Origin of the sequence: Aeromonas sp. S18(2024), from assembly GCF_041402525.1 — a bacterium.
Taxonomy (GTDB): domain Bacteria; phylum Pseudomonadota; class Gammaproteobacteria; order Enterobacterales; family Aeromonadaceae; genus Aeromonas; species Aeromonas enteropelogenes.
Genome location: NZ_JBGLQV010000001.1, coordinates 379,039 through 398,443, shown reverse-complemented (window position 1 = coordinate 398,443; position 19,405 = coordinate 379,039). Strand labels below are relative to the sequence as shown.

General features: G+C 60.6%; 21 protein-coding genes. 11 read left to right on the top strand and 10 right to left on the bottom strand.

Translation table 11 applies throughout. The features are described 5' to 3' along the window. Nucleotides 1-80: 80 nt before the first annotated feature. The 5 genes from ACB034_RS01755 to ACB034_RS01735 form a co-directional block, all read right to left on the bottom strand. A complete protein-coding gene (locus ACB034_RS01755) occupies nucleotides 81-635 on the bottom strand; it encodes a VOC family protein (protein WP_371171917.1) in 555 nt (184 codons plus the stop codon). Further along, nucleotides 629-1,393, bottom strand: a complete 765-nt coding sequence (locus ACB034_RS01750) for a hypothetical protein (RefSeq protein WP_042028943.1) — start codon at nucleotides 1,391-1,393, stop codon at nucleotides 629-631. Before ACB034_RS01750 ends, ACB034_RS01755 begins: the two co-directional genes overlap by 7 nt. 178 nt (nucleotides 1,394-1,571) lie before the next feature. Continuing rightward, nucleotides 1,572-2,297 carry an oxygen-insensitive NADPH nitroreductase gene (gene nfsA, locus ACB034_RS01745; protein ID WP_223377972.1) on the bottom strand — a complete coding sequence of 242 codons (726 nt, stop codon included), beginning with the start codon at nucleotides 2,295-2,297 and terminating at the stop codon, nucleotides 1,572-1,574. Nucleotides 2,298-2,369: 72 nt separating this feature from the next. Continuing rightward, nucleotides 2,370-3,935 (bottom strand): AbgT family transporter, encoded by a 1,566-nt coding sequence (locus ACB034_RS01740; RefSeq protein ID WP_026457802.1) that lies wholly within the window; start codon nucleotides 3,933-3,935, stop codon nucleotides 2,370-2,372. Between the two features lie 140 nt (nucleotides 3,936-4,075). Further along, nucleotides 4,076-6,031 carry a putative bifunctional diguanylate cyclase/phosphodiesterase gene (locus tag ACB034_RS01735; RefSeq protein WP_371172065.1) on the bottom strand — a complete coding sequence of 652 codons (1,956 nt, stop codon included), beginning with the start codon at nucleotides 6,029-6,031 and terminating at the stop codon, nucleotides 4,076-4,078. A gap of 841 nt (nucleotides 6,032-6,872) precedes the next feature. Between ACB034_RS01735 and ACB034_RS01730 the strand changes: the two genes are divergently transcribed. The 3 genes from ACB034_RS01730 to ACB034_RS01720 are packed head-to-tail and all read left to right on the top strand — an operon-like array spanning nucleotide 6,873 to nucleotide 9,325. Next, nucleotides 6,873-7,811: a LysR family transcriptional regulator gene (locus ACB034_RS01730; RefSeq protein ID WP_042028948.1), complete on the top strand. Its 939-nt coding sequence runs from the start codon at nucleotides 6,873-6,875 to the stop codon at nucleotides 7,809-7,811. Nucleotides 7,812-7,865: 54 nt separating this feature from the next. Beyond that, nucleotides 7,866-8,885 (top strand): response regulator, encoded by a 1,020-nt coding sequence (locus tag ACB034_RS01725; protein WP_371171916.1) that lies wholly within the window; start codon nucleotides 7,866-7,868, stop codon nucleotides 8,883-8,885. A gap of 8 nt (nucleotides 8,886-8,893) precedes the next feature. Then, a complete protein-coding gene (locus tag ACB034_RS01720) occupies nucleotides 8,894-9,325 on the top strand; it encodes a PAS domain-containing protein (RefSeq protein ID WP_042071613.1) in 432 nt (143 codons plus the stop codon). A gap of 66 nt (nucleotides 9,326-9,391) precedes the next feature. Here ACB034_RS01720 and ltaE read toward each other — a convergent pair whose 3' ends face one another. From ltaE to ACB034_RS01705, 3 genes are all read right to left on the bottom strand, one after another. Beyond that, on the bottom strand, nucleotides 9,392-10,408 hold the full coding sequence (gene ltaE / locus ACB034_RS01715; protein WP_371171915.1) for a low-specificity L-threonine aldolase: 1,017 nt from the start codon (nucleotides 10,406-10,408) through the stop codon (nucleotides 9,392-9,394). Between the two features lie 100 nt (nucleotides 10,409-10,508). Continuing rightward, complete coding sequence (locus tag ACB034_RS01710; protein ID WP_371171914.1) at nucleotides 10,509-11,210, bottom strand: SDR family oxidoreductase; 702 nt, start codon at nucleotides 11,208-11,210, stop codon at nucleotides 10,509-10,511. A gap of 87 nt (nucleotides 11,211-11,297) precedes the next feature. Further along, nucleotides 11,298-11,705, bottom strand: a complete 408-nt coding sequence (locus ACB034_RS01705) for a helix-turn-helix transcriptional regulator (RefSeq protein ID WP_124239279.1) — start codon at nucleotides 11,703-11,705, stop codon at nucleotides 11,298-11,300. A gap of 126 nt (nucleotides 11,706-11,831) precedes the next feature. On the opposite strand from ACB034_RS01705, the gene ACB034_RS01700 reads away from it, so the two are divergent. Then, nucleotides 11,832-12,731, top strand: a complete 900-nt coding sequence (locus tag ACB034_RS01700; RefSeq protein ID WP_371171913.1) for an aldo/keto reductase family oxidoreductase — start codon at nucleotides 11,832-11,834, stop codon at nucleotides 12,729-12,731. Between the two features lie 79 nt (nucleotides 12,732-12,810). On the opposite strand, the gene ACB034_RS01695 is transcribed toward ACB034_RS01700, so the two are convergent. Next, nucleotides 12,811-13,089, bottom strand: coding sequence for an RNA-binding protein (locus ACB034_RS01695; protein WP_026456734.1), 279 nt, complete (start codon nucleotides 13,087-13,089; stop codon nucleotides 12,811-12,813). 216 nt (nucleotides 13,090-13,305) lie between these two features. Then, on the bottom strand, nucleotides 13,306-13,848 hold the full coding sequence (locus tag ACB034_RS01690; protein WP_371171912.1) for a hypothetical protein: 543 nt from the start codon (nucleotides 13,846-13,848) through the stop codon (nucleotides 13,306-13,308). 97 nt (nucleotides 13,849-13,945) lie between these two features. Here ACB034_RS01690 and ACB034_RS01685 point away from each other — a divergent pair, with 97 nt between their 5' ends. From ACB034_RS01685 to ACB034_RS01655, 7 genes are all read left to right on the top strand, one after another. Beyond that, on the top strand, nucleotides 13,946-14,725 hold the full coding sequence (locus tag ACB034_RS01685) for an amino acid ABC transporter ATP-binding protein (RefSeq protein ID WP_371171911.1): 780 nt from the start codon (nucleotides 13,946-13,948) through the stop codon (nucleotides 14,723-14,725). Beyond that, complete coding sequence (locus tag ACB034_RS01680; RefSeq protein WP_268854225.1) at nucleotides 14,718-15,515, top strand: amino acid ABC transporter permease; 798 nt, start codon at nucleotides 14,718-14,720, stop codon at nucleotides 15,513-15,515. Before ACB034_RS01685 ends, ACB034_RS01680 begins: the two co-directional genes overlap by 8 nt. A 2-nt stretch (nucleotides 15,516-15,517) precedes the next feature. Next, nucleotides 15,518-16,342 carry a transporter substrate-binding domain-containing protein gene (locus tag ACB034_RS01675; protein WP_371171910.1) on the top strand — a complete coding sequence of 275 codons (825 nt, stop codon included), beginning with the start codon at nucleotides 15,518-15,520 and terminating at the stop codon, nucleotides 16,340-16,342. Beyond that, complete coding sequence (locus ACB034_RS01670) at nucleotides 16,342-17,223, top strand: amino acid ABC transporter permease (protein ID WP_371171909.1); 882 nt, start codon at nucleotides 16,342-16,344, stop codon at nucleotides 17,221-17,223. The genes ACB034_RS01675 and ACB034_RS01670 overlap by 1 nt, the downstream gene beginning before the upstream one ends. Continuing rightward, nucleotides 17,217-17,957 carry a penicillin-insensitive murein endopeptidase gene (mepA, locus tag ACB034_RS01665; RefSeq protein WP_042071635.1) on the top strand — a complete coding sequence of 247 codons (741 nt, stop codon included), beginning with the start codon at nucleotides 17,217-17,219 and terminating at the stop codon, nucleotides 17,955-17,957. Before ACB034_RS01670 ends, mepA begins: the two co-directional genes overlap by 7 nt. A gap of 78 nt (nucleotides 17,958-18,035) precedes the next feature. Continuing rightward, nucleotides 18,036-18,641: a LemA family protein gene (locus ACB034_RS01660; RefSeq protein ID WP_042071637.1), complete on the top strand. Its 606-nt coding sequence runs from the start codon at nucleotides 18,036-18,038 to the stop codon at nucleotides 18,639-18,641. After that, nucleotides 18,638-19,387, top strand: a complete 750-nt coding sequence (locus ACB034_RS01655; protein WP_042071639.1) for a YgcG family protein — start codon at nucleotides 18,638-18,640, stop codon at nucleotides 19,385-19,387. Before ACB034_RS01660 ends, ACB034_RS01655 begins: the two co-directional genes overlap by 4 nt. Nucleotides 19,388-19,405: the final 18 nt, after the last annotated feature.

Here is a 19,405-nt window from a genome sequence, read left to right as displayed (position 1 = left end):
GTATTCGCTTGCCAGCCGTAAAAAGCGCAGCGCTCTGCCCGGCTGGCAATCTTGCTCACGATTCCACGGGGTAAGGCTAATTACGCCCGGGAGAAATAATCGGCGGGAACGAGCACCACGGCGCCGGTGGCCACCTCTTCGGCGATCACTTCGGCCAGGGAGCGCAGGTGGAATTTGATCTGCCCCGACGGCAGCATCAGACCTATGTCCGGGTTGCGCTCATCCATCATATTGCCGGTCTTGAACGGCAGGGTCGGATACTGCGCCACCAAAGCCGCCAGCGAAGGCACCACCAGCTCGATATGTTCAAGCCCCGCCTGGTGGCTGCGCCCCGGTTTGGGGGCTGCCAGCTCGATGCAGGGCACTTCGACGTCCCCTACCCTGACAGGCTGGTGCAAGCGATAGGTCGCGATGGGACGTCCGCCAATCATCCCCTCCACCAGCAGCTCCCCCGCTCCTGCCAGTACCTCGCACAGAGACAGATACTCGGGCAGGGTGGCGGCACGGTAGCAGAGGTGATCGATATGGGGATCTGTCATGTTGACGCCAAGGGCGGCCAGTTCGGTCAATAGCTGAGAAACAAATGGGGCCATTGGCCCCAGTGTGGAATCGAGTGGGTGAGACATGGTTACCATTTCTTCTTGGGCTGGAACAGGACATCGAGCTCGTCGGTCTCCCTGTCCTTGATGTTTTGCAGATCCTGGGCGCTGTTTTGCTGCTGCAACTCATCCAGAGCCATGAGCCCCTGACGCATATCCTCTTCCCGCGCCAGCAGATAAGGATCCTTGTCGCTCACCCCCGCCATCACGGACAGTCCCTTGGTATAGAGCTGGCGACAGGTACCGTACTGGCCCTGGATCTGGGCATCCATCGCCCGCTTGACCAGGTTGGAGATATTGATCTTGAGCTGCATCAGCTCAAGGCGGCGATCTTCCTGGGCAAATCCTTGCGGATCTATCTTGCCCTTGTTGTGTTCGACCCGCAGCAGGGCGCGCATCTTCTTGACCAGTTGCAGCATCTGGATCGCCTGGCGATCCGACTCCGGTGTCTTGAAGTGCCCTTCATCCTGACTGCTGTAATTCTCCTGCACGTTCTTGATCTGGGTCTGCACATCGGCAATCCGCTGCTTGACCTGGGTATTGGGCATCAACAGGGCAATGGCGCGGTAGGCGTCGAGAATGCGGTGTTGCAGCAGCAGCACCATGTTTTTGGAGAAAGGCACCAGATTGACGTTGAGCAGCACCTCTTCGGTCTCGTCGGCCACCGTCTTGTGTCTGGCAACAGCGTGGCGCTTGTCGGCCTCCGCCTTCTGCTTATATTGCTGCACCACGTTATAGGCGATGACCAAAAACAGGAGCGCGCCAATAGACAGCAATACCAAAGTGATAATCATAGGATGTCCAAACCCCTGTCCCAATCCAATTGCGTGATCCTACAACAGCTTACCTACTTAAGGTAGCCTGCAGAGCCCCCGTGTCCACGATTTGTCATCAAGCTGTGTCCCCGGTCTCAGGGCAGGATCTGGGGGCTGGCCGCAATGGCCACCCCCTTAGTATCGCCCAGCGGGATGATTACTTGAGGTTAAAGCCCCGGGATTGCAGGAACCCCAGCATGAAGGGGCGGGACTCCTTGCCCAGAATGGCGCGGATCTGGCTGCTCCAGGTCTGCTGCTTGTTATTGCTGCTGCGCGCCTGGTAGTAGGCCAGGATCTGCTCGTCGTATTGTGCCAGCAAATCGCGATCCAGCGTCTGTTGGTAGCGATCCTGATGCACCACCAGCGCCTTTGGCAAACGGGGCTTCTGCTCCGGCTGCTGGGCAGGATGGCCCAGACAGAGACCAAACAACGGGATCACCTGATGAGGCAACCCCAGGAGTTCGCTCACCTCGACCGGATGGTTGCGAATACCACCGATATAGACACCGCCCAAGCCCAGGGACTGGGCAGCCAGCAGGGCATTTTGCGCCATCAGGGCACCGTCAATGGCACCGATAAGCAACTGCTCCGCGTAGCCGGTTCTGGCATCGGGCACGATCTGGGTATGGCGGTAATAGTCGGCGCAGAACACCAGAAACTCGGCGGCCTGGGCCACATAAGGCTGGTTGCCGGCAAGCTCAACCAACCGGGCACGCGCCTGCGGCTCTGTCACCCGGATGATGCTGGTCACCTGCAGAAAACTCGAGCTGGCGGCTGATTGCGCGGCGGCGAGGATGGCATCCAGCTGCTCGGGCGCTATCGGCTCGGCGCTGAATTGGCGAATGGAACGATGGGACAGGATGAGATCGATGGTCGGATTCATGGCACCTCCAAAATGAGGTAACACCATAACCAAAAAAACGAGGGAGCCCAAGGCTCCCTCGCACTCACCCCATCAAGGGGCCGGATAGACATAGGGGGCCTGCAACCCGAGAGGGAAGCCCAGCGCCCAGTAGACCAGCAGGAAGATGGTCCAGCTCACCAGGAAGGCCAGCGAGTATGGCAGCATCATGGAGACCAGGGTCCCGATACCTGTGCTCTTCACATAGCGCTGGCAATAGACCACCACCAGCGGGAAGAAGACCATCAGGGGTGTGATGATGTTGGAGGCTGAATCCCCTACCCGGTACGCCGCCTGAGTCAGCTCGGGGGAGATCCCGACAGCCATCAGCATGGGCACCAGGATCGGGCTGATCAGCGCCCATTTGGCGGAAGCCGAGCCCACCACCAGGTTGACGGTGGCAGTAAGCAGGATCATCCCGACGATGGTCACTTCACCCGGCAGCGCCAGAGCGTGCAGCACTTCGGCACCGGAGAGGGCCAGCAGGGTGCCCAGGTTGGAATCACCAAACGCCTTGATGAAGAGCGCACAGAAGAAGGCCATCACCATGTAGGAGCCCATCTTGTTCATGGTGGCCGACATGGCATCGATTACGTCCTTGCCGCTCTTGAAGGTACCGGCCACGAAGCCGTAGACGATACCGGGCAGGATGAACAACAGGAAGATGAGCGGCACGATGGACTTCATCACGGGGGCGGCGAAGGTGGTCAGCGAGCCGTCTGCGGCACGCAGGGGGGAATCCGCCGGCGAGAGCGCCAGGGCCAGCAGCGCGATGGCCGCCAGCATGGCAAATCCGGCCCAGTTGAAGGCGCGGCTCTCTTGCGCACTGTAGCGTCCCATCTCGTCGGCACTCTCCAGATCGTCGTTGAGGGGCACATGCTTGAGGCGCGGCTCCACGATCTTCTCGGTGACAAACCAGCCGACACAGATGATCAGCAGGGAGGAGGCACCGGTAAAGATGATGTTGCACAGGGTGTTGACCATGTACTCGGGGTCAAGCAGCTGGGCGGCTGACTGGGTGAATCCCTGCAGCAGGGCGTCACCACCGGAGGGCAGGAAGTTGGCGGCAAAGCCACCGGACACGCCGGCAAACGCCGCCGCAATCCCCGCCAGCGGATGACGACCGGCAGCGTGGAAAATGATGCCGCCGATGGGGATCACCAGCACATAACCCGCATCAGCAGCGGTATGGCTGACGATGGCCACCAGGATCAGCATGGGGGTCAGGAAACGGGCCGGCGTCACTTTCAGCAGTTTTTTCAGGCCGGTATTGATGAAACCGGATTGCTCGGCAACCCCGACCCCCAGCATGGCGACCAGCACGATGCCAAGGGGGGCAAACCCGGTGAAGGTGGTGACCATGCTGGAGAGGAACTCGGCAAGGCCGGCACCGGTCAGCAGGTTGTTGACGACCACGGCTTCGCCGGTGCGGGGATTGACCAGATCAAACTGGAATTGCGACAACACCCAGGAGCCGACCCAGACGATCAGCAGGGCATACAGAAACAGCATGGCGGGGTCGGGTAATTTGTTCCCGGCTTTCTCGACACCATTCAGGAAGCGGTTCAACCAGCCGTTGGATTGGTTGCCCGGACTGGCATGGACTTCGGCTTGACTCATTATTGCGGTACTCCTTTCCCATGAAATGAGGCCGCATGCTAGCAATCTCTGCTAAAAAGTCCTATGACGCACAGCAAAAAAGTGCACTAAATTGCGAAAAACTTAACATTATAAACTGCAAAAACACGATTCACAGCACATTAATCAATCAACGAGGCAATTCCCACCAGTGGGTAGCTTCCCATTTGACACTCAACCGTGAAGTCGCTCGCTTCCACTTCGGCCACCGTCTGGGGCTTGCTGAACAGATAGCCCTGGAAGGCATGACATCCCTGTGCCTTCAAGGCTGCCAGTTCGTGCGGCTCTTCCACCCCTTCGGCCATGATCCCCAGTCCCAGGCTGGTAGCCATGGCGGTGGTGGCCCGGATCACCGGCAAATTGAGGCCCACCACAAAGGAGCGATCCAGCTTGATGGTGTCGATGGGAAGCCGGTTCAGGTAGGCAAGGGACGAGTAGCCTGTGCCAAAGTCATCGATGGCGATCTTGATCCCCTGCTCGCTCAAGGCATCCAGGATGTCGAGGCACCCTTTCATGTCGAGCATCAGTACCGTCTCCGTCAGCTCCAGCGTCAATAGCGAAGGCTCGACCCCGTGCAGTGCGAGCTGTTGGGCCACCTGTTCCGGCAAGGCGGCGGAGAGCTGGAAACCCGAAAGATTGACCGAGACAGGCACCCGCTTGTGGAACTGTCGTTGCCAAGATGCCATCTGGGCCAGCGCCGTGGTGAGCACCCAGCTGCCAATCTCGCGGATCAGCCCCATCTCCTCGGCCAGAGGGATGAACTCAATGGGAGAGACATGGCCCAGTACCGGGCTGTGCCAGCGCAGCAGCGCCTCATAACCGGTCAGACGACCTTTCGCCACATCGACCTGGGGCTGGTAACTGAGGCTCAGCTCCTGGCGGCCGATGGCCTTGGCCAGAAACTGCTTGAGATTGAGCTTGCGTTGCAGGGTCTGCTGCATGCTGGGAGTAAAGCGCTGCCAGCGCAGCCGCCCCATCTGCTTGGCCTGATACATGGCCATGTCGGCCCGGGTGATGAGATTGTCGCCATCGTCGGCATCATCCGGATAGATGGCGATGCCGATGCTCCCCCCGATGGTCACCTCGGGCAAACCGTTGAGCTGCAGGGGCCTTGTCATCTGGGAGAGCATCAGATCGGCTACCTCCTGGGCCCGATCGGCATGACCGCCCAGAGGCACCAGCGCGGTAAACTCGTCCCCGCCGAGACGGGCCAGTTCCACATCCCGCGGGCAGATCTGCCTGAGCCTGCCCGCCACCCGTTCCAGCAAGCGATCGCCGGCCTTGTGGCCATAGTTGTCGTTGACCAGCTTGAAGTTGTCCAGATCCATGAACACCAGCGCGAAACGCTCCCCCAGCCCGCAGTAGGCCTCCAGGGACTTCATCAGCCCATAGCGATTGAGCAGACCGGTCAGGGAGTCATGCCAGGCCAGGTGGCGATGTTCCAGCTCCTCGAGCTTGCGGTCGGTAATATCCCGCATGGTGAGCAGGATCCGCGCTCCCTGCTGGATATAGCGGAATTGAAACTGGAACCAGCGCATCCCCTTGAGGGTGCGGCACTCCCCTTCCGTGACCACTTCATCGAGGCGGGAGAGCTTCTGGTAAAAGCTGTCATCGTTGCCGGGAAAGATCTGGGCAAGCTGTTCGATGCTGCGGCCAAAACACATCTCGAAGTGATAGTTGCCGCTCTCGAAGCTGCCCTGGCTGTCAAACAGGCAGGCCAGCGTATCCCCGGTCGCGAGGGAAGATTCCTGATAGAGGGAGTCGGAGTCCAGTACCGCCTCGGTCATCATCATCAGACGACCCGCCAGCCGGATACCGGAAAGACGCAGATAGATCTGCTTTTTGACCCCCTTGGGAGAGAGGGTCCACCACTCGTTGTAGCTGCGCCCCTGTTTGAAATCCCCCAGGTAGCGCTGCAACAGGAGGTCGATGGCGGTAGCCATGTCGGCAGAAAAATCGCGAGCGCGAAGCTCATCCAGGGAAGTTGCTTCCCAGACCGGCAGCGCGGCGTTGTTGGCCCAGAAAATATGGTGATGCTCGATGTCATAGACCCAGATGGGGGTATGCAGAACATCCATCGTTTTCAGTAACCGTTCGTCAAGGGTATTCATCTGGTCAAGGTCATTCATACTGGATGATCACTGGTTAACCGAACAACAGACAACGCACACTGCCATCTGTCGAATGCCGGCTGCACATAATTTGTGCCCACATTTGATCAAGATGGCCTCGAGCAGAAAATACCATTTCAGATATCGGCAACGGATGGCGATATGCTGAAACGACAATAGGACTCAGCCAAGAACCTGGTTATTGCAGGTTAATTGCAATATCGATTTTTATCTTTTTTTATCAGCAAAAACAACCACTAAGAGTGAGCCAGCTGACACTGTTTGAAACAATTTGGTACTTTTTTCAGGATATTTTCAATTGACAAACTGTTGAATTCAAAAATTTCCTGTCAATTTATGCCGCCAACTTTCCATTAATTAACCAATTGGCTGGACAAAGCGGCAAAAAAAACGGCAATACGGTTAATATCCGTTCCTTAAGCAGTTTCTGATATACCACTCTGCTACTTTGCGACCAGTTACCAGCCAAACTTGAAATATATGATCACCATCACATATAGGGCGTTCATAAATCCATCACCTTAGAACAAATGCTCACGGTGTTGAGTGCCATCAAGATCCCGTGCAGGTGCGAATACCAGCGACGTTGAAACCAGACACCTCCTCGCTGTTCCGGTTAAACAAGTGGCCAAAAAGTGTCTCGAACAAGTCTGCGTGCAGGTGCAGCACTGTTATAAAAGAGGTTTCAGTAGAAATAGAACCCAGATCAATTAAACGCTGAATTGCGCTTGCCAAGGGCAAAGGCTCTTTCTATGGTGACCCCCTTGTTACACCCAGAACAGCGTTTATGAAACACATCGAAGAGTTCTACCTGTTCGTCAAGGTGGTGCAAGAAGGGGGATTCTCCCACGCGGCAGCCGCACTGGACATGCCAACAGGCACCATCAGTCGACGCATCTCCCAACTGGAAGAGCACCTTGGTTACCCCCTGCTCCATCGCTCAACCCGCAAGCTTCGCCTCACTGACGAAGGGCTCAGGTACTATGAGCGTCTGTGCACTCCCCTCGCCCAGATCGAGCAGGCCACCAGCGAGATCCAGGGCAAGGAGGAGGAGATCACCGGCCAGATCCGGGTAGCGGCCCCCGTGGCCATCTCCAATACCATACTGGTCGACATGCTGGCCGAATTCGGGCTGCGTTACCCCGAGGTGCAGTTCGAGATCACCCAGACCAATGATCACCAGCACCTGTTCGACAACGATCGGGATCTGGTGTTCTTCAACGGCGAACTGCCCCAATCCTTGCCCAACGCCCTCTGCCTCGGTCATATCGAGTACGGCCTGTTTGCCTCCCCCCTCTATCTGGCCAAGAAGGGCACCCCCGCCCATCCCAACCAGCTGGAAGAGCACGATCTCATCTACTGCTGGCCCCATCAGCACTGGCAGCTGACCGACAAGGATGGCCAGCACGTTTGCATCAAGCGTCCGGCCAGGTTGACGGTCAACCAGACCCAGGCAGCCGTCAGGGCGGCCAGACGGCATCTTGGGATCGTCAATGCCCCGCTACACTACGTGGCCAGTTTTCTCCACGATGAGCAGCTGGTGCCGGTACTGCCCGACTGGCAAACCGGCAACCGGCCCCTCTACATGCTGCACTGCCAACATCAGTTCGCCCCGCTGCGTGTTAACATGTTTGCAGAATTTGTTGAAAAATACTCGGCACGCTATCGCAACCGGCAGTGGGACAATCAATTTTCACAGGCAAATGCCCTCCCCCATTGCATCTGAGCGTTAGCGGGCAACACTAATAGCAATACTTGCCAACAGAGCCTGCCACGCACCATGAATGTATTGATATGTGATGACTCGGGGTTTGCCCGCAAACAGCTGGCGCGGGCACTCCCCGTCGACTGGAACGTCAACCTGCACTACGCCGCCAACGGTCTTGAAGGGATAGAGCAGGTATTGATGGGACATGGAGATCTCATCTTCCTCGATCTCACCATGCCGGAGATGGATGGCTATGGCGTGCTGGAGACCCTTCAACGGGAGGGGCTTCGCAGCAAGGTGATCGTGGTCTCCGGCGATATCCAGCCCGAAGCCCACCAGAAGGTCATGGGGCTGGGTGCCCTCGATTTCATCAAAAAACCCGCATCGCCGGAAACCCTGTGCGCCCTGCTCAAGCAACACGGCTTCTGGCATAGCGCCCCCAGCGGTCAGCCCGTCGCAGCAACACAGCCCGAGAGCGAGCTGGCCGATGCCGGCGTCAAGATCACCCCGGAGATCCGCGACGTCTATCAGGAGCTCGCCAACGTATCCATGGGCCAGGCCGCCGATCTGCTGGCCCGGCTGCTCAACGCCTTCGTGGTGCTCCCCATTCCCAACGTCAACGTGCTGGAGGTCTCCGAGCTGCACATGGCCCTCTCGGCCGCAGCCGATTCGGATACTCTCTCCGCCGTCTGCCAGGGCTTTATCGGGGCCGGGATCGCAGGTGAAGCCCTGCTCCTGTTCCACGACTCCAGCTTCAAGGATCTGGCGCGCCTGATGAATCACCAGGGGGTGCTGGATCGCACCGCCGAGCTGGAGCTGCTGATGGATACCGCCAACGTGCTGATCGGCGCCTTTTTGCGCGGTTACGCCAGCCAGCTCGATACCCCCTTCAGCCAGGGCCACCCCGTGGTACTCGGCCAACACAGGCCCATCAACGAGCTCATCAACACCAACAAGAGCCGCTGGCGCCGAACCCTGGCCATCGAGATCAACTACCGGATCCAGGACTACGCGGTGCAGTGTGATCTGCTGCTGCTGTTTACCGAAGATTCCATCGCCACCATGAACAACAAAATCATGCACATGCTCTAGGAGTGACTATGGAGATCCGTGAATTTCATTGGCTGATGAACATAGTCCAGAACCTGGACGTCGGCCTGGTAGTGCTCGACAAGGAGTACAAGGTACAGGTGTGGAACGGCTTCATGGAGAGCCACAGCGGCCGGTTGGCGGGTGAGGTGCGCGATGGCGTGTTGTTCGACCTCTTCCCCGATGTGGACAGAGCCTGGTTCGAGCGCAAGGCCAACATGGTGTTCAAGCTCAACAACCGGGCCTTCAGCACCTGGGAGCAGAAGCCCTATCTGCTGCGCTTCTCCAACTACCGCCCCATCACGGGCTCGGCCCCCCATATGTTCCAGAACCTGACCCTGGTGCCGCTGGCGGATTTTGGCGGCCAGGTGACCCATATCGCCGTGATGATCTACGACGCCACCGACGAAGCCATGTTGATGACAGGGCAGCGCCAGGGCTGATGCCACCTCAATCGACATACAAAACAATCAGGGCGCCGCGGCGCCCTGATTGTTTATCCATGTTTTTCATGCCCCCAGATACTCGGTAAAGGCGTCGATCACCTCTTCGATATCGTCATCATTGATCTGCAGATGGGTCACCAACCGCAGCTCGCCGTAGCCTGAGAAGAGGATCCCACGCTCCTTCATAAAGGCAAGGAGCGCCTGGGACTCCCCGTTTTTGAGGCGCAGGAACACCATGTTGCTCTGTACCTGGGCAAGATCCAGCTCGATACCGGGCAAGATGGTCAGCCCTTCGGCCAGACGACGGGCACGGCGGTGATCATCAGCCAGCCGGTGCACATGCTGCTCCAGGGCGAACAGGCCGGCCTGAGCCAGGATCCCCGCCTGGCGCATGCCGCCCCCCAGCATCTTGCGCAGCCGTCTGGCGCGGGCGATAAACTCCTGCTCTCCGACCAGCAAGGAGCCCACCGGCGCCCCCAGCCCCTTGGAGAGGCAGATCGAGATGCTGTCAAACGGCGCGGCCAGCGTGTCAACCTGGATCTCGCTGGCGATGGCGGCATTGAACAGGCGGGCTCCGTCCAGATGGAGCTTCAATCCCCGCTCGGCGACGAAGGCGCCCATCTGCTGCAGATAGGAAAGCGGCAAGACCTTGCCATTGTGGGTATTTTCGAGGCAGATGAGCCGGGTCTGGACAAAATGGGCATCGTCGGGTGCCAGCGCCCCCTCGATATCCGCCAGCGCCAGGGTGCCATCCGGCTGCATAGGCAGAGGTTGCAACGCGACCGACCCCAGCACGGCGCTCCCTTGAGCCTCGTAACGATAGATATGGGCTGCGCTCCCCAAGATGGCCCCTTCGCCGCGCTGGCAATGGCTCATCACCGCCAGCAGGTTGGACATGGTGCCGGAGGGCACAAACAGCGCCGCCTGCTTGCCCAGCAAACGGGCACCATAGGCCTCCAGTGCATTGACGCTCGGATCCTCACCATAGACATCATCGCCAACGTCGGCATGAAGCATGACCTGGCGCATGGCGTCGGTGGGCTGGGTAACCGTATCACTTCGTAAATCGATATAGCGCATGAGATCCCTCCTAGGCAGAGGGATGACGGTAGCCATGCCACCCCTCCTTGGCAAGGGTGACATGATCATATTGTGAAGCGCATGGAGGTCTGCCGCCCCGCTACCAGGGTAGCGGCTGTCCATCGAGATCGATCAGCTGGCCGGACTGGCTCAACGCAAGTTTATCGATAAGATCCAGCAACTTGCCCGCCACCTCGGCAGGGGCTTGCAACGATGTGTCTGGCAGCTCGTCCAGGAAGGGGTTGTTCATCGGTGAGTCCATCAGGCCGGGGGCCACGGCGATCACCCCGGCCTGCGGGAAGCGTCTTGCCCACTCCAGTGCCAGGTTCTTCACCCCCATGTCGAGGGCCGCCTTGCTCATCCGGTAGCTATAGCGCTCCCCCTGTTCGTTGGCACCGATGGAACCTGCGATATCGGAGATGGCGCAGAGCCACAATGGATGTTGCGGGTTCATGATACGGCTGAAATGGGCCGCCACGGCCAGGGTCGGCCAGGCATTGGCCAGCAGGCTGTCACACAGCCATTTGGGATGAACCTGCTCCACCCGCTGCTCCGGCATGAAATCGAGACCATGCAGCAGGCCAATGGTGTTGATGACCACCCGGGGGAGCGGCTCGGTGTCGTAGAGGGTAAAGAGGGCGTTGAACGAAAGCTCGTCCACTTCCAGCATGGGGAAGCAGGCCCCGGGGTCGATCCCGGCCGGGCAGCTGCGACCCGCCAGCAAAAAGGATTCCCCCCTGTTCATCAGCTCTCTTGCCAGCGCAGAGCCCAGCGCACCACTCCCGAGGATCAAGTAACTCATTGCCCGTTCCCTGGACCGTTCACTTGCTTAGAGCGTATCAGAATAATCAGACCGTGGTGACCCGACTAAATGGTAATACGCGCGCCGTCAGGCCTCCCCCAGATGGCGGCCAAACTCCCGCGCCAGCGCCAGATCGAGAAAACCGTCCGCCTTTTTATGGGTACGTAAAAACTGGTAGTAGGCGAGCAGGGTCACCAGCGCCTCCTCGTCGGGCAAAGTCAGCCCGCTGCGCTGCTCCTCGAGCAGCAGCTGCGCCGCCCCCAAGGCTTCCCTGTCCACCACCTCCGCCTGACGGTAGAGGTATCCGCACCCGGTGGCCAGCCACTCCAGCGAACAGTTGGCCCCCATCGCTATCTGGTTGGCCCGCGCCAGCCCGGGTTCGGCCCCTTTCAGGTATTTGCGGATCAGCGCCTCGCTCAACCCTACCTTGCGGGCAAAGGCGCTCACGCTCATCTCCCCAATCAGACTCTGCAACCGTTCGGCAAACCCTTCCACCTGAGCTATCCCCCTGTCAGAACCAAAGTTCGAATCTTGCCTGGCGCCATTATTGCTTTGTCCCTCTCATCAGGCCAAGATGCCGGCAGCCCCTTTTTTACTTCCTGTTTTGCCAAGGAGTCATGCATGTCTGTATCCCGCGTTGCCCTGCATCCGCAAGGCCCCACTTTCTCACGCCTCATTATGGGTTACTGGCGCCTGATGGAGTGGCAGCTCTCCCCCACCGCCCTGCTCAATCTGATGAAATACCATCTGGATCTGGGGGTGAGCACCATCGACCACGCCGACATCTACGGCGGCTATCAGTGCGAGGCGGCCTTCGGCGAGGCCCTGCGCCTTGAGCCTTCCTTGCGCGATCGGATGGAAATCGTCAGCAAGTGCGGCATCGCCCTCACTGCCAACCCTGAGCACGCACTCAATCATTACAACACCAACAAGGGGCACATCATCGCCAGCGCCGAGGCCTCGCTGCAAAAGCTCGGCACCGACCATCTGGATCTGCTGCTGATCCACCGCCCTGATCCCCTGATGAACGCAGACGAAGTGGCGGATGCCTTTATCACCCTCAAGCAGGCGGGCAAGATCAAGCATGCCGGGGTCTCCAACTTCACCGCCCGCCAGTTCGAGCTGCTGCAATCCCGTCTGCCCTTCCCGCTGGTCACCAACCAGCTGGAGATCTCGCCGCTCCATCAGGAGGGAACGCTGGATGGTTCGCTGGATCAGTGCCAGCAGCTCGGGATCAAGCCGATGGCCTGGTCCTGCCTCGGTGGCGGCCGACTGTTCAGCGATCCGGCCTGCGAGCGTCTGCGCGGCGAGCTCGAGCAGATCCGCCAGGAGGTGGGCGCCCAGACCATCGAGCAGGTGGTCTACGCCTGGGTGATGATGCTGCCAAGCCAGCCGTTGCCGCTGATAGGCTCCGGCAAGCGGGAGCGGATTGCCGCCGCCGTGGCCTCGGAGTCCATCACCCTCAACCGCCAGCAGTGGTTCCGCATTCGCAAGGCGGCGCTGGGCTACGACGTGCCCTGAGTGGGCAGACCGCCGCCAACTAGCGCAGAAACAAAAACGGCATGGGAGATCCCATGCCGTTTTGCGTTATTGAAACACCTTAGCGATGGCGTTGCTGCGGCCGACGGGGGGCATCTGTCTTCGGCTTGGCCTGGTTGACTGTGATGGTACGGCCAGCGACTTCAGTGCCGTGCAGGTCGGCGATGGCCTTCTCGGCCTCTCCGTTGACCGGCATTTCAATAAAGCCAAACCCCTTTGACTGGCCGGTATCGCGGTCGATGATGATATCAACCTTGTCGACCTGCCCAAACTGGCTGAACAGGGTCTTCAGTTCGTCGGCCGTCATCCGGTACGACAGATTACCTACGTAAATCTTCATGCCATCCACTCTCGATTCAAGGTGCCTTCTCTATGCAATTCCCGGCATAACGGTAAGGGCACAACCCCTATGCCGGACCTGCCAGGGCTTCATGCCATGGCCTTCCCCGCACAGTAGCCCAAGTGATTGATCTCTTGGGCGAACATGCAGACAAGATCAATTCGAGTCACTGGCAGTATCCGAGCTTTGTCCGGGATTGTCGAGAAAATAGTCGATTCAGTCCGGCTGCAGCGTCGCCAGTTGTCGGGCCAGGGCGCGCCGGCCGTGCCATGCGCGTTTGAACCCGAAACGGTAGACACCAGAGCTCACCAGATGGAGCGACTCCTGCCCGAGATCCAGCAGCGCCATGGCCTCGGCCAGCTCCTGCTCGCTCAACTGCAGATCCAGACTAAAATCGAGCCACTGGCCATCATGGCCGACCCGCCGCTCCCGCTCGAAGGCCACCAGCCGATCGCGAGGCAGCGCCAGCGCCTTGTCCTTCGGGCCGTTGAGCAGATAGAGATGAGCGTCGTCCCAGCCCAGTTCCGCCATGCGCCAGGGCTGCCAGCTGCGGGGCAGCGACACCATGAGGCCCGTGATGCCGCCAAAGATCAGTCCCACCCAGTGGATCAGGGCCATGGCCTCCCGGCCATACCACACAGAGGCTGCCACCACGCCCCAGCTCACCAGCCACAGCAACAGGATAACGAGGCGATAACGGGCCACCGGCGGCATCAAGAGGTGTAGACCCGGCGAGGCCAGCAAGGATGTAATACGCATGAGAGACTCCTGCCATCGAAAAATGGCGCCATTGTGAACAGCCATCAGGGCGCTGACAAGGGGGTTTTCTTTGTCATGTCCCCACAAAATCAATACCATGGCATCAACGACTCTCAATGGAACCGATTCATTGACCAGCACGCCCCCTTGCGTCCGTTTTTATGGCGTCAACAAACGCTATGGTGATTTTCAAGCCCTCCACCAGATCGATCTCACCATAGAGCGGGGTGAGAAGTGGGTGATCTGCGGCCCGTCTGGCTCCGGCAAATCCACCCTGATCCGCACCATCAACGGCCTGGAGAAGATCGACGGCGGCCAGCTGTTCCTGTTTGGCGAGCCCGTGACCCCCGCCTATCTGCGCCGGTTGCAAGGACGGGTCGGCATGGTGTTCCAGCAGTTCAACCTCTTTCCCCACATGACAGTGCTGGAAAACCTGATGGTGGCGCCGGTGCACACCCTGGGGCTGCGCCCGGCCGAGGCCAAGGTGCGGGCCCTGACGCTGCTGGAGCGGGTGCGCATCCAGGCCCAGGCCGACAAGTATCCCCACCAGCTCTCGGGCGGCCAGCAGCAGAGGGTAGCCATTGCACGTTCCCTCTGCATGCAGCCCGAGCTGATGCTGTTTGACGAACCCACTTCGGCCCTCGACCCCGAGATGATCCGCGAGGTGCTGGACGTGATCCGCGAGCTGGCGGACGAGGGGATGACGCTGGTTTGCGTCACCCACGAGATGGGCTTTGCCCGCCAGGTAGCGGATCGGGTGCTCTTCATGGACGAGGGCCGGATCATCGAGTCTGCCCCGCCGGCGCAGCTCTTTGGTGCTCCCTCCCACCCGCGCACCCGGGCCTTTCTCGAACAGGTGCTCAGCTACCATGGCTAGCGCGCGCCGCCTCTCCCCGCTCGGCTGGCTGCTCGGCACCCTGGCCCTGCTCCTGCTGCTTGGCTGGGCCCTCTACAGCGGTGCCCGCCAGATGGGGTATGAGTGGCAATGGCCGCGGGTGTTGCCGTTTCTCGGGGAGTGGGATGAGGGAGAATTCTATGCCGGCCCGCTGCTAAATGGTCTGCTGGTCACCCTGCAGGTAGCCCTACTCAGCCTGGTGGGTACCTTGGTCGTCGGTCTCTGCGTGGCGAGCCTGCGCCTGCTCCCCTCCCGTCTGGGCCCCTGGCTCGCCCTCGCCTATCTCGCGCTGGTGCGCACCACGCCGCAATTGGTGCAACTCTATATTCTCTACTTCCTGCTGGGCCCCATGCTGGGGCTGGCGCCACTGGCCTGCGCCGTGCTGAGTCTCTCTCTCTATCAGGGCGCCTTTACCGCCGAAGTGTTGCGAGCAGGCGTGCTGGCCATACCCAGGGGACAATGGGAGGCCGCGCACGCCCTCGGCCTGCCCAGAGCCGTGACCCTGCGCAAAGTGATCCTGCCACAGCTCATGACCATCATATTGCCGCCGCTGACCAACGAGCTGGTGTCGCTCATCAAGCACTCGGCCCTGGTGAGCGTCATCGCCATCTTCGACCTTACCAACGAGGGACGCACCCTGGTGGCTGACACCTTTCTCACCTTCGAGGTGTGGTTTACCGTGGCCGCCCTCTACCTGCTGTTGACGCTGACCCTGTCAGCCTGTTCGCGGGCCCTGGCCCGTCATCTTGCTCCGGACCAACAAGGACGTTAACCATGACATCATTCATCAAAACCGCCCTGTCGGGCGCAGCCCTGCTGCTGACCACCACTCTGTTTGCCCCCGCCCAGGCCGACACCCAGCCCTCCGCCACCCAGGCCCAGATCGAGCAAAGCGGCAGCCTGAGGGTCGGCATGTCCACCTTCGCCCCCTGGGCGATGCGGGACAAACAGGGAGCCCTGATCGGTTTCGAGATTGACGTGGCCCGTCGCCTCGCCACCGACAACGGCTGGCAGGTGGAGTTCGTCCCCACCGCCTGGGATGGCATCATCCCCTCCCTGCTGGCGAAAAAATATGACGTCATCATCGGCGGCCTCACCATCACCCCCGAGCGGGAGAAGAGCGTACGTTTCACCCACCCTTACTCCCACTCCGGCGTTCAGCTGGCCGCCTCAACATCCATGGCAAGCGAGAAGAAAACCCTGGCCGACTTCAACCAGCGCGGGGTGATCCTGGCGGTGCGCCGTGGTGCCTCGCCGGTACAGGTGGCCAAGGTCAACTTTCCCAAGGCAACCCTGCGTCAGTTCGATGACGAGTCCCAGGTGTTTCAGGAGGTGCTGAACGGCCGCGCCCACGGCGCTCTCTCCTCCTCCCCCAAACCGGAGCAGGAGGCACTGCGCCACCCCGATGCCCTCTTCATGCCCTTCGCCACCCCGCTGGCGCAGGGGAACGAAGGCTTTGCCCTGCGTAAAGAGGACGGGGCCCTGGCCGAGCAGTTCAACGAGTGGATCGACGCCCGCCAGGCCGATGGCTGGCTCAAAGCGCGTCATGACTACTGGTTCAAGTCGCTGGCATGGGAAGCGCAGGTCGCCAACCCCTGATGATGACGAAGATAAGAGGGGCCATTCGCCACGTCGGCTGGCTGGATGGGGCGATTGTCGTGCTCTTGCTGCTGACGGCGGCCTGGCTCGCCAGCCGCGTCCATATCGGGGTAGCCTATCAGTGGCACTGGCATCAGGCCTTCGAGCTGCTGTTCACCCGCGGCCCGCACGGTGAGCTGCCCTATTTTTTCAGCGGCCTGCTCACCACCTTGCGCATCGCCCTGTTTGGCATGCTGCTGGCGCTGCTGCTCGGCACCACTCTCGGGCTGGCCACCTTCAGCCGCCGCCCCTGGCTGGTGCTGCCGGCCACCCTGTTTGTCCAGCTTGTCCGCAACCTGCCGCCGCTGGTGTTTATCTTCATCTTTTACTTTTTCATCGCCAACCAGCTATTGCCGGCAAGCGGCCTCTCACGCTGGCTCGGCAGCGCGGCCATCTCGCCCTGGCAGGAGGCGCTGTTCGGCCCGCCGGCACGCTGGGAGAACCTCATCTCCGGCACCCTGTGCGTCGGGATGATCAGCGCCGCCTTCGTCGCCGAGATAGTACGGGCCGGCCTCGCTGCCGTGCCAGCGGGGCAATGGGAGGCGGCGCAGAGCCTTGGTCTCTCCCCCTGGGTGCGGCTACGCCGGGTGATCCTGCCCCAGGCTCTGCTGCTGATGCTGCCGCCCCTCACCGGCCAGCTCATCGCCCTGGTGAAGGATACCGCCATCGTCTCCCTCATCTCGGTGCAGGAGCTCACCTTTGTCGGCACCGAGATGGCCAACTCGAGCGGACTGGTTTACGAGATCTGGCTGCTGGTAGCAGCGGCCTATTTATTGATATGTTTGAGTCTGTTCGCACTCCTCAGCCGACTCGAAACAAGACAAGGAGCACACAGATGCTGACGTCCCTGTTACTGGCTACCGCCCTGCACGCCGAGGCAATCGGCGGTTATGCCGCCGGCTGCCTGAAAAACGGCATGGCCCTGCCACTGGAGGGGCCTGGTTATCAGGTGATCCGTACCAAGCGGCTGCGCTACTACGGCCACCCCGACCTTATTCATTACCTGCAGACGCTGGCCAACCAGAGCCGCATGGCCGGCCTGCCGGATCTCTATATCGCCGATCTGGCAATGGCCCACGGCGGCCCCTTTACCTCAGGCCATCGCAGCCACCAGACCGGCCTCGATGCCGATATCTGGTTTCGCATGGCCAACCGCCCCATCAGCAAGTGGGAGCAGGATGCCCCCAAGGAGTGGGCGCTCATCGACGAACCCAGCTACAAGATGCTGCCAGGTCGCTTTGGCCCGCAGCAGCTCACCCTGCTGCGCCTGGCTGCCAGCAAACCCGAGGTGGCACGCATCTTCGTCAACCCGGTGATCAAGTCAGCCGTCTGCCAGCAGGCGGGTCACGAGCCCTGGGTGGCCAAGCTGCGCCCCTGGGTGGGCCATTTCAGCCACTTCCATGTGCGCCTGCGCTGCCCCGCCGCCAGTCCGGATTGCCAGCCCCAGCCCCCTATTCCACCAGGCAATGGCTGCGGGGAGGAGCTCGCCTCCTGGCTCAAGGACAAGCCACAACTGCCCAGGGTATCCGGCATCAACAAGATGCCGGTCTTGCCCGCCCGCTGCAGTCGCGGATAGTCACCCCAGCCTGTCGTCGCGGATTGTCGCCGCCGACCCCAAGCTGTTATGGTGAACCGATATTTGCCAGCCATTTCAATGGAGAACAACAAGATGAACCTATCTCTCTGGCGCAGGGCCACCCGATCCCTGCTGACCCTGACCCTGCTGCTGGGTCTGACTGGTTGCGGCATGAATACCATTCCGACTCTGGATGAGCAGGTCAAGGCGAGCTGGGGACAGGTGGAGAACCAGTACCAGCGCCGCGCCGATCTGGTCCCCAACCTGGTGGCCACCGTCAAGGGGTATGCCACCCATGAGCAGGAGACCCTCAAGGCGGTCACCGACGCCCGTGCCCGGGTTGGCAGCCTGCAGGTGAGCGATCCGGCCCAGCTCAAGGAGTTCGAGGCGGCGCAAAACCAGCTCTCCAGCGCCCTCTCCCGCCTGATGGTGGTGGTCGAGCGTTATCCTGATCTCAAGGCGGATCAGCAGTTCCTCACCCTGCAGGCCCAACTGGAAGGCACCGAAAACCGCATCTCGGTGGCCAGGCGCGACTACATAGAGGCGGTACGCCAGTTCAACACCGAGATCCGCACCTTCCCCGGGGTGATCTGGCACAAGCTGCTCTACTCGGATCTGGCAGCCAAACCCAGCTTCAGCGCCAAGCCAGGTGCCGATGAGGCACCCAAGGTGAGCTTCCAATGACCATGATGCTGCGCATCCTGCTGCCCTGCCTGCTGCTCTGGACCACAGCGCTGCAGGCGGCTCCCGACTTTCCGCCCCTGAGCGGGCGGGTGGTGGACGAGGCGAGCCTGATGTCCCGCAAGCAGGCCCACCAGCTGACCCAGCAGCTGGCCGCGTTTGAAAAACGCAGCGGCGTACAGCTGGTGGTGGTTTCCATCGACAGTTTGCAGGGAGAAACTATCGAGGAGTACGGCTACCAGCTGGGACGTCACTGGGGCATCGGCCAGAAAGGAAAAGACAACGGAGTCCTGCTGCTGATCGCCCAGGATGAGCGCAAGGTGCGGATCGAAGTGGGTTACGGCCTGGAAGGGGCCCTGCCCGATGCCATCGCCGCCAACATCATCCAGACCCGGATCCTGCCCGCCTTCAAGCGGGGCGACATGGTGGCCGGCATTATGGCGGGCAGTCAGGGCATCATGCTGGCGCTGGCCGGTGACTATCAGCCAACAGAGACCCAACAGCAAGATAGCGGCAAGGGGCCCGGGCTGTTCATTCTGATGGTGATTGCGATGATCGTGATCCATAACCTGCGCGGAGGTGGCGGCGGAGGTGGCTCGGGCCGCCGTCGCCGCTCGGCCTACCTGGCCGGGGGACTGGGGGCCGGCTCCTTTGGCGGTCGCTCCGGCGGAGGCTTTAGCGGCGGAGGCGGTGGCTTTAGCGGTGGCGGTGGCAGTTTTGGTGGCGGTGGCGCCTCCGGTGGTTGGTAACAGGGATTAAGAGACGAC

Coding starts and splice junctions, on each gene's coding strand:
- ACB034_RS01755 (WP_371171917.1), bottom strand. CDS start 635: ATGGTAACCATGTCTCACCCACTCGATTCCACACTGGGGCCAATGGCC.
- ACB034_RS01750 (WP_042028943.1), bottom strand. CDS start 1,393: ATGATTATCACTTTGGTATTGCTGTCTATTGGCGCGCTCCTGTTTTTG.
- nfsA (WP_223377972.1), bottom strand. CDS start 2,297: ATGAATCCGACCATCGATCTCATCCTGTCCCATCGTTCCATTCGCCAA.
- ACB034_RS01740 (WP_026457802.1), bottom strand. CDS start 3,935: ATGAGTCAAGCCGAAGTCCATGCCAGTCCGGGCAACCAATCCAACGGC.
- ACB034_RS01735 (WP_371172065.1), bottom strand. CDS start 6,031: ATGGATGTTCTGCATACCCCCATCTGGGTCTATGACATCGAGCATCAC.
- ACB034_RS01730 (WP_042028948.1), top strand. CDS start 6,873: ATGAAACACATCGAAGAGTTCTACCTGTTCGTCAAGGTGGTGCAAGAA.
- ACB034_RS01725 (WP_371171916.1), top strand. CDS start 7,866: ATGAATGTATTGATATGTGATGACTCGGGGTTTGCCCGCAAACAGCTG.
- ACB034_RS01720 (WP_042071613.1), top strand. CDS start 8,894: ATGGAGATCCGTGAATTTCATTGGCTGATGAACATAGTCCAGAACCTG.
- ltaE (WP_371171915.1), bottom strand. CDS start 10,408: ATGCGCTATATCGATTTACGAAGTGATACGGTTACCCAGCCCACCGAC.
- ACB034_RS01710 (WP_371171914.1), bottom strand. CDS start 11,210: ATGAGTTACTTGATCCTCGGGAGTGGTGCGCTGGGCTCTGCGCTGGCA.
- ACB034_RS01700 (WP_371171913.1), top strand. CDS start 11,832: ATGTCTGTATCCCGCGTTGCCCTGCATCCGCAAGGCCCCACTTTCTCA.
- ACB034_RS01695 (WP_026456734.1), bottom strand. CDS start 13,089: ATGAAGATTTACGTAGGTAATCTGTCGTACCGGATGACGGCCGACGAA.
- ACB034_RS01690 (WP_371171912.1), bottom strand. CDS start 13,848: ATGCGTATTACATCCTTGCTGGCCTCGCCGGGTCTACACCTCTTGATG.
- ACB034_RS01685 (WP_371171911.1), top strand. CDS start 13,946: ATGGCATCAACGACTCTCAATGGAACCGATTCATTGACCAGCACGCCC.
- ACB034_RS01680 (WP_268854225.1), top strand. CDS start 14,718: ATGGCTAGCGCGCGCCGCCTCTCCCCGCTCGGCTGGCTGCTCGGCACC.
- ACB034_RS01675 (WP_371171910.1), top strand. CDS start 15,518: ATGACATCATTCATCAAAACCGCCCTGTCGGGCGCAGCCCTGCTGCTG.
- ACB034_RS01670 (WP_371171909.1), top strand. CDS start 16,342: ATGATGACGAAGATAAGAGGGGCCATTCGCCACGTCGGCTGGCTGGAT.
- mepA (WP_042071635.1), top strand. CDS start 17,217: ATGCTGACGTCCCTGTTACTGGCTACCGCCCTGCACGCCGAGGCAATC.
- ACB034_RS01660 (WP_042071637.1), top strand. CDS start 18,036: ATGGAGAACAACAAGATGAACCTATCTCTCTGGCGCAGGGCCACCCGA.
- ACB034_RS01655 (WP_042071639.1), top strand. CDS start 18,638: ATGACCATGATGCTGCGCATCCTGCTGCCCTGCCTGCTGCTCTGGACC.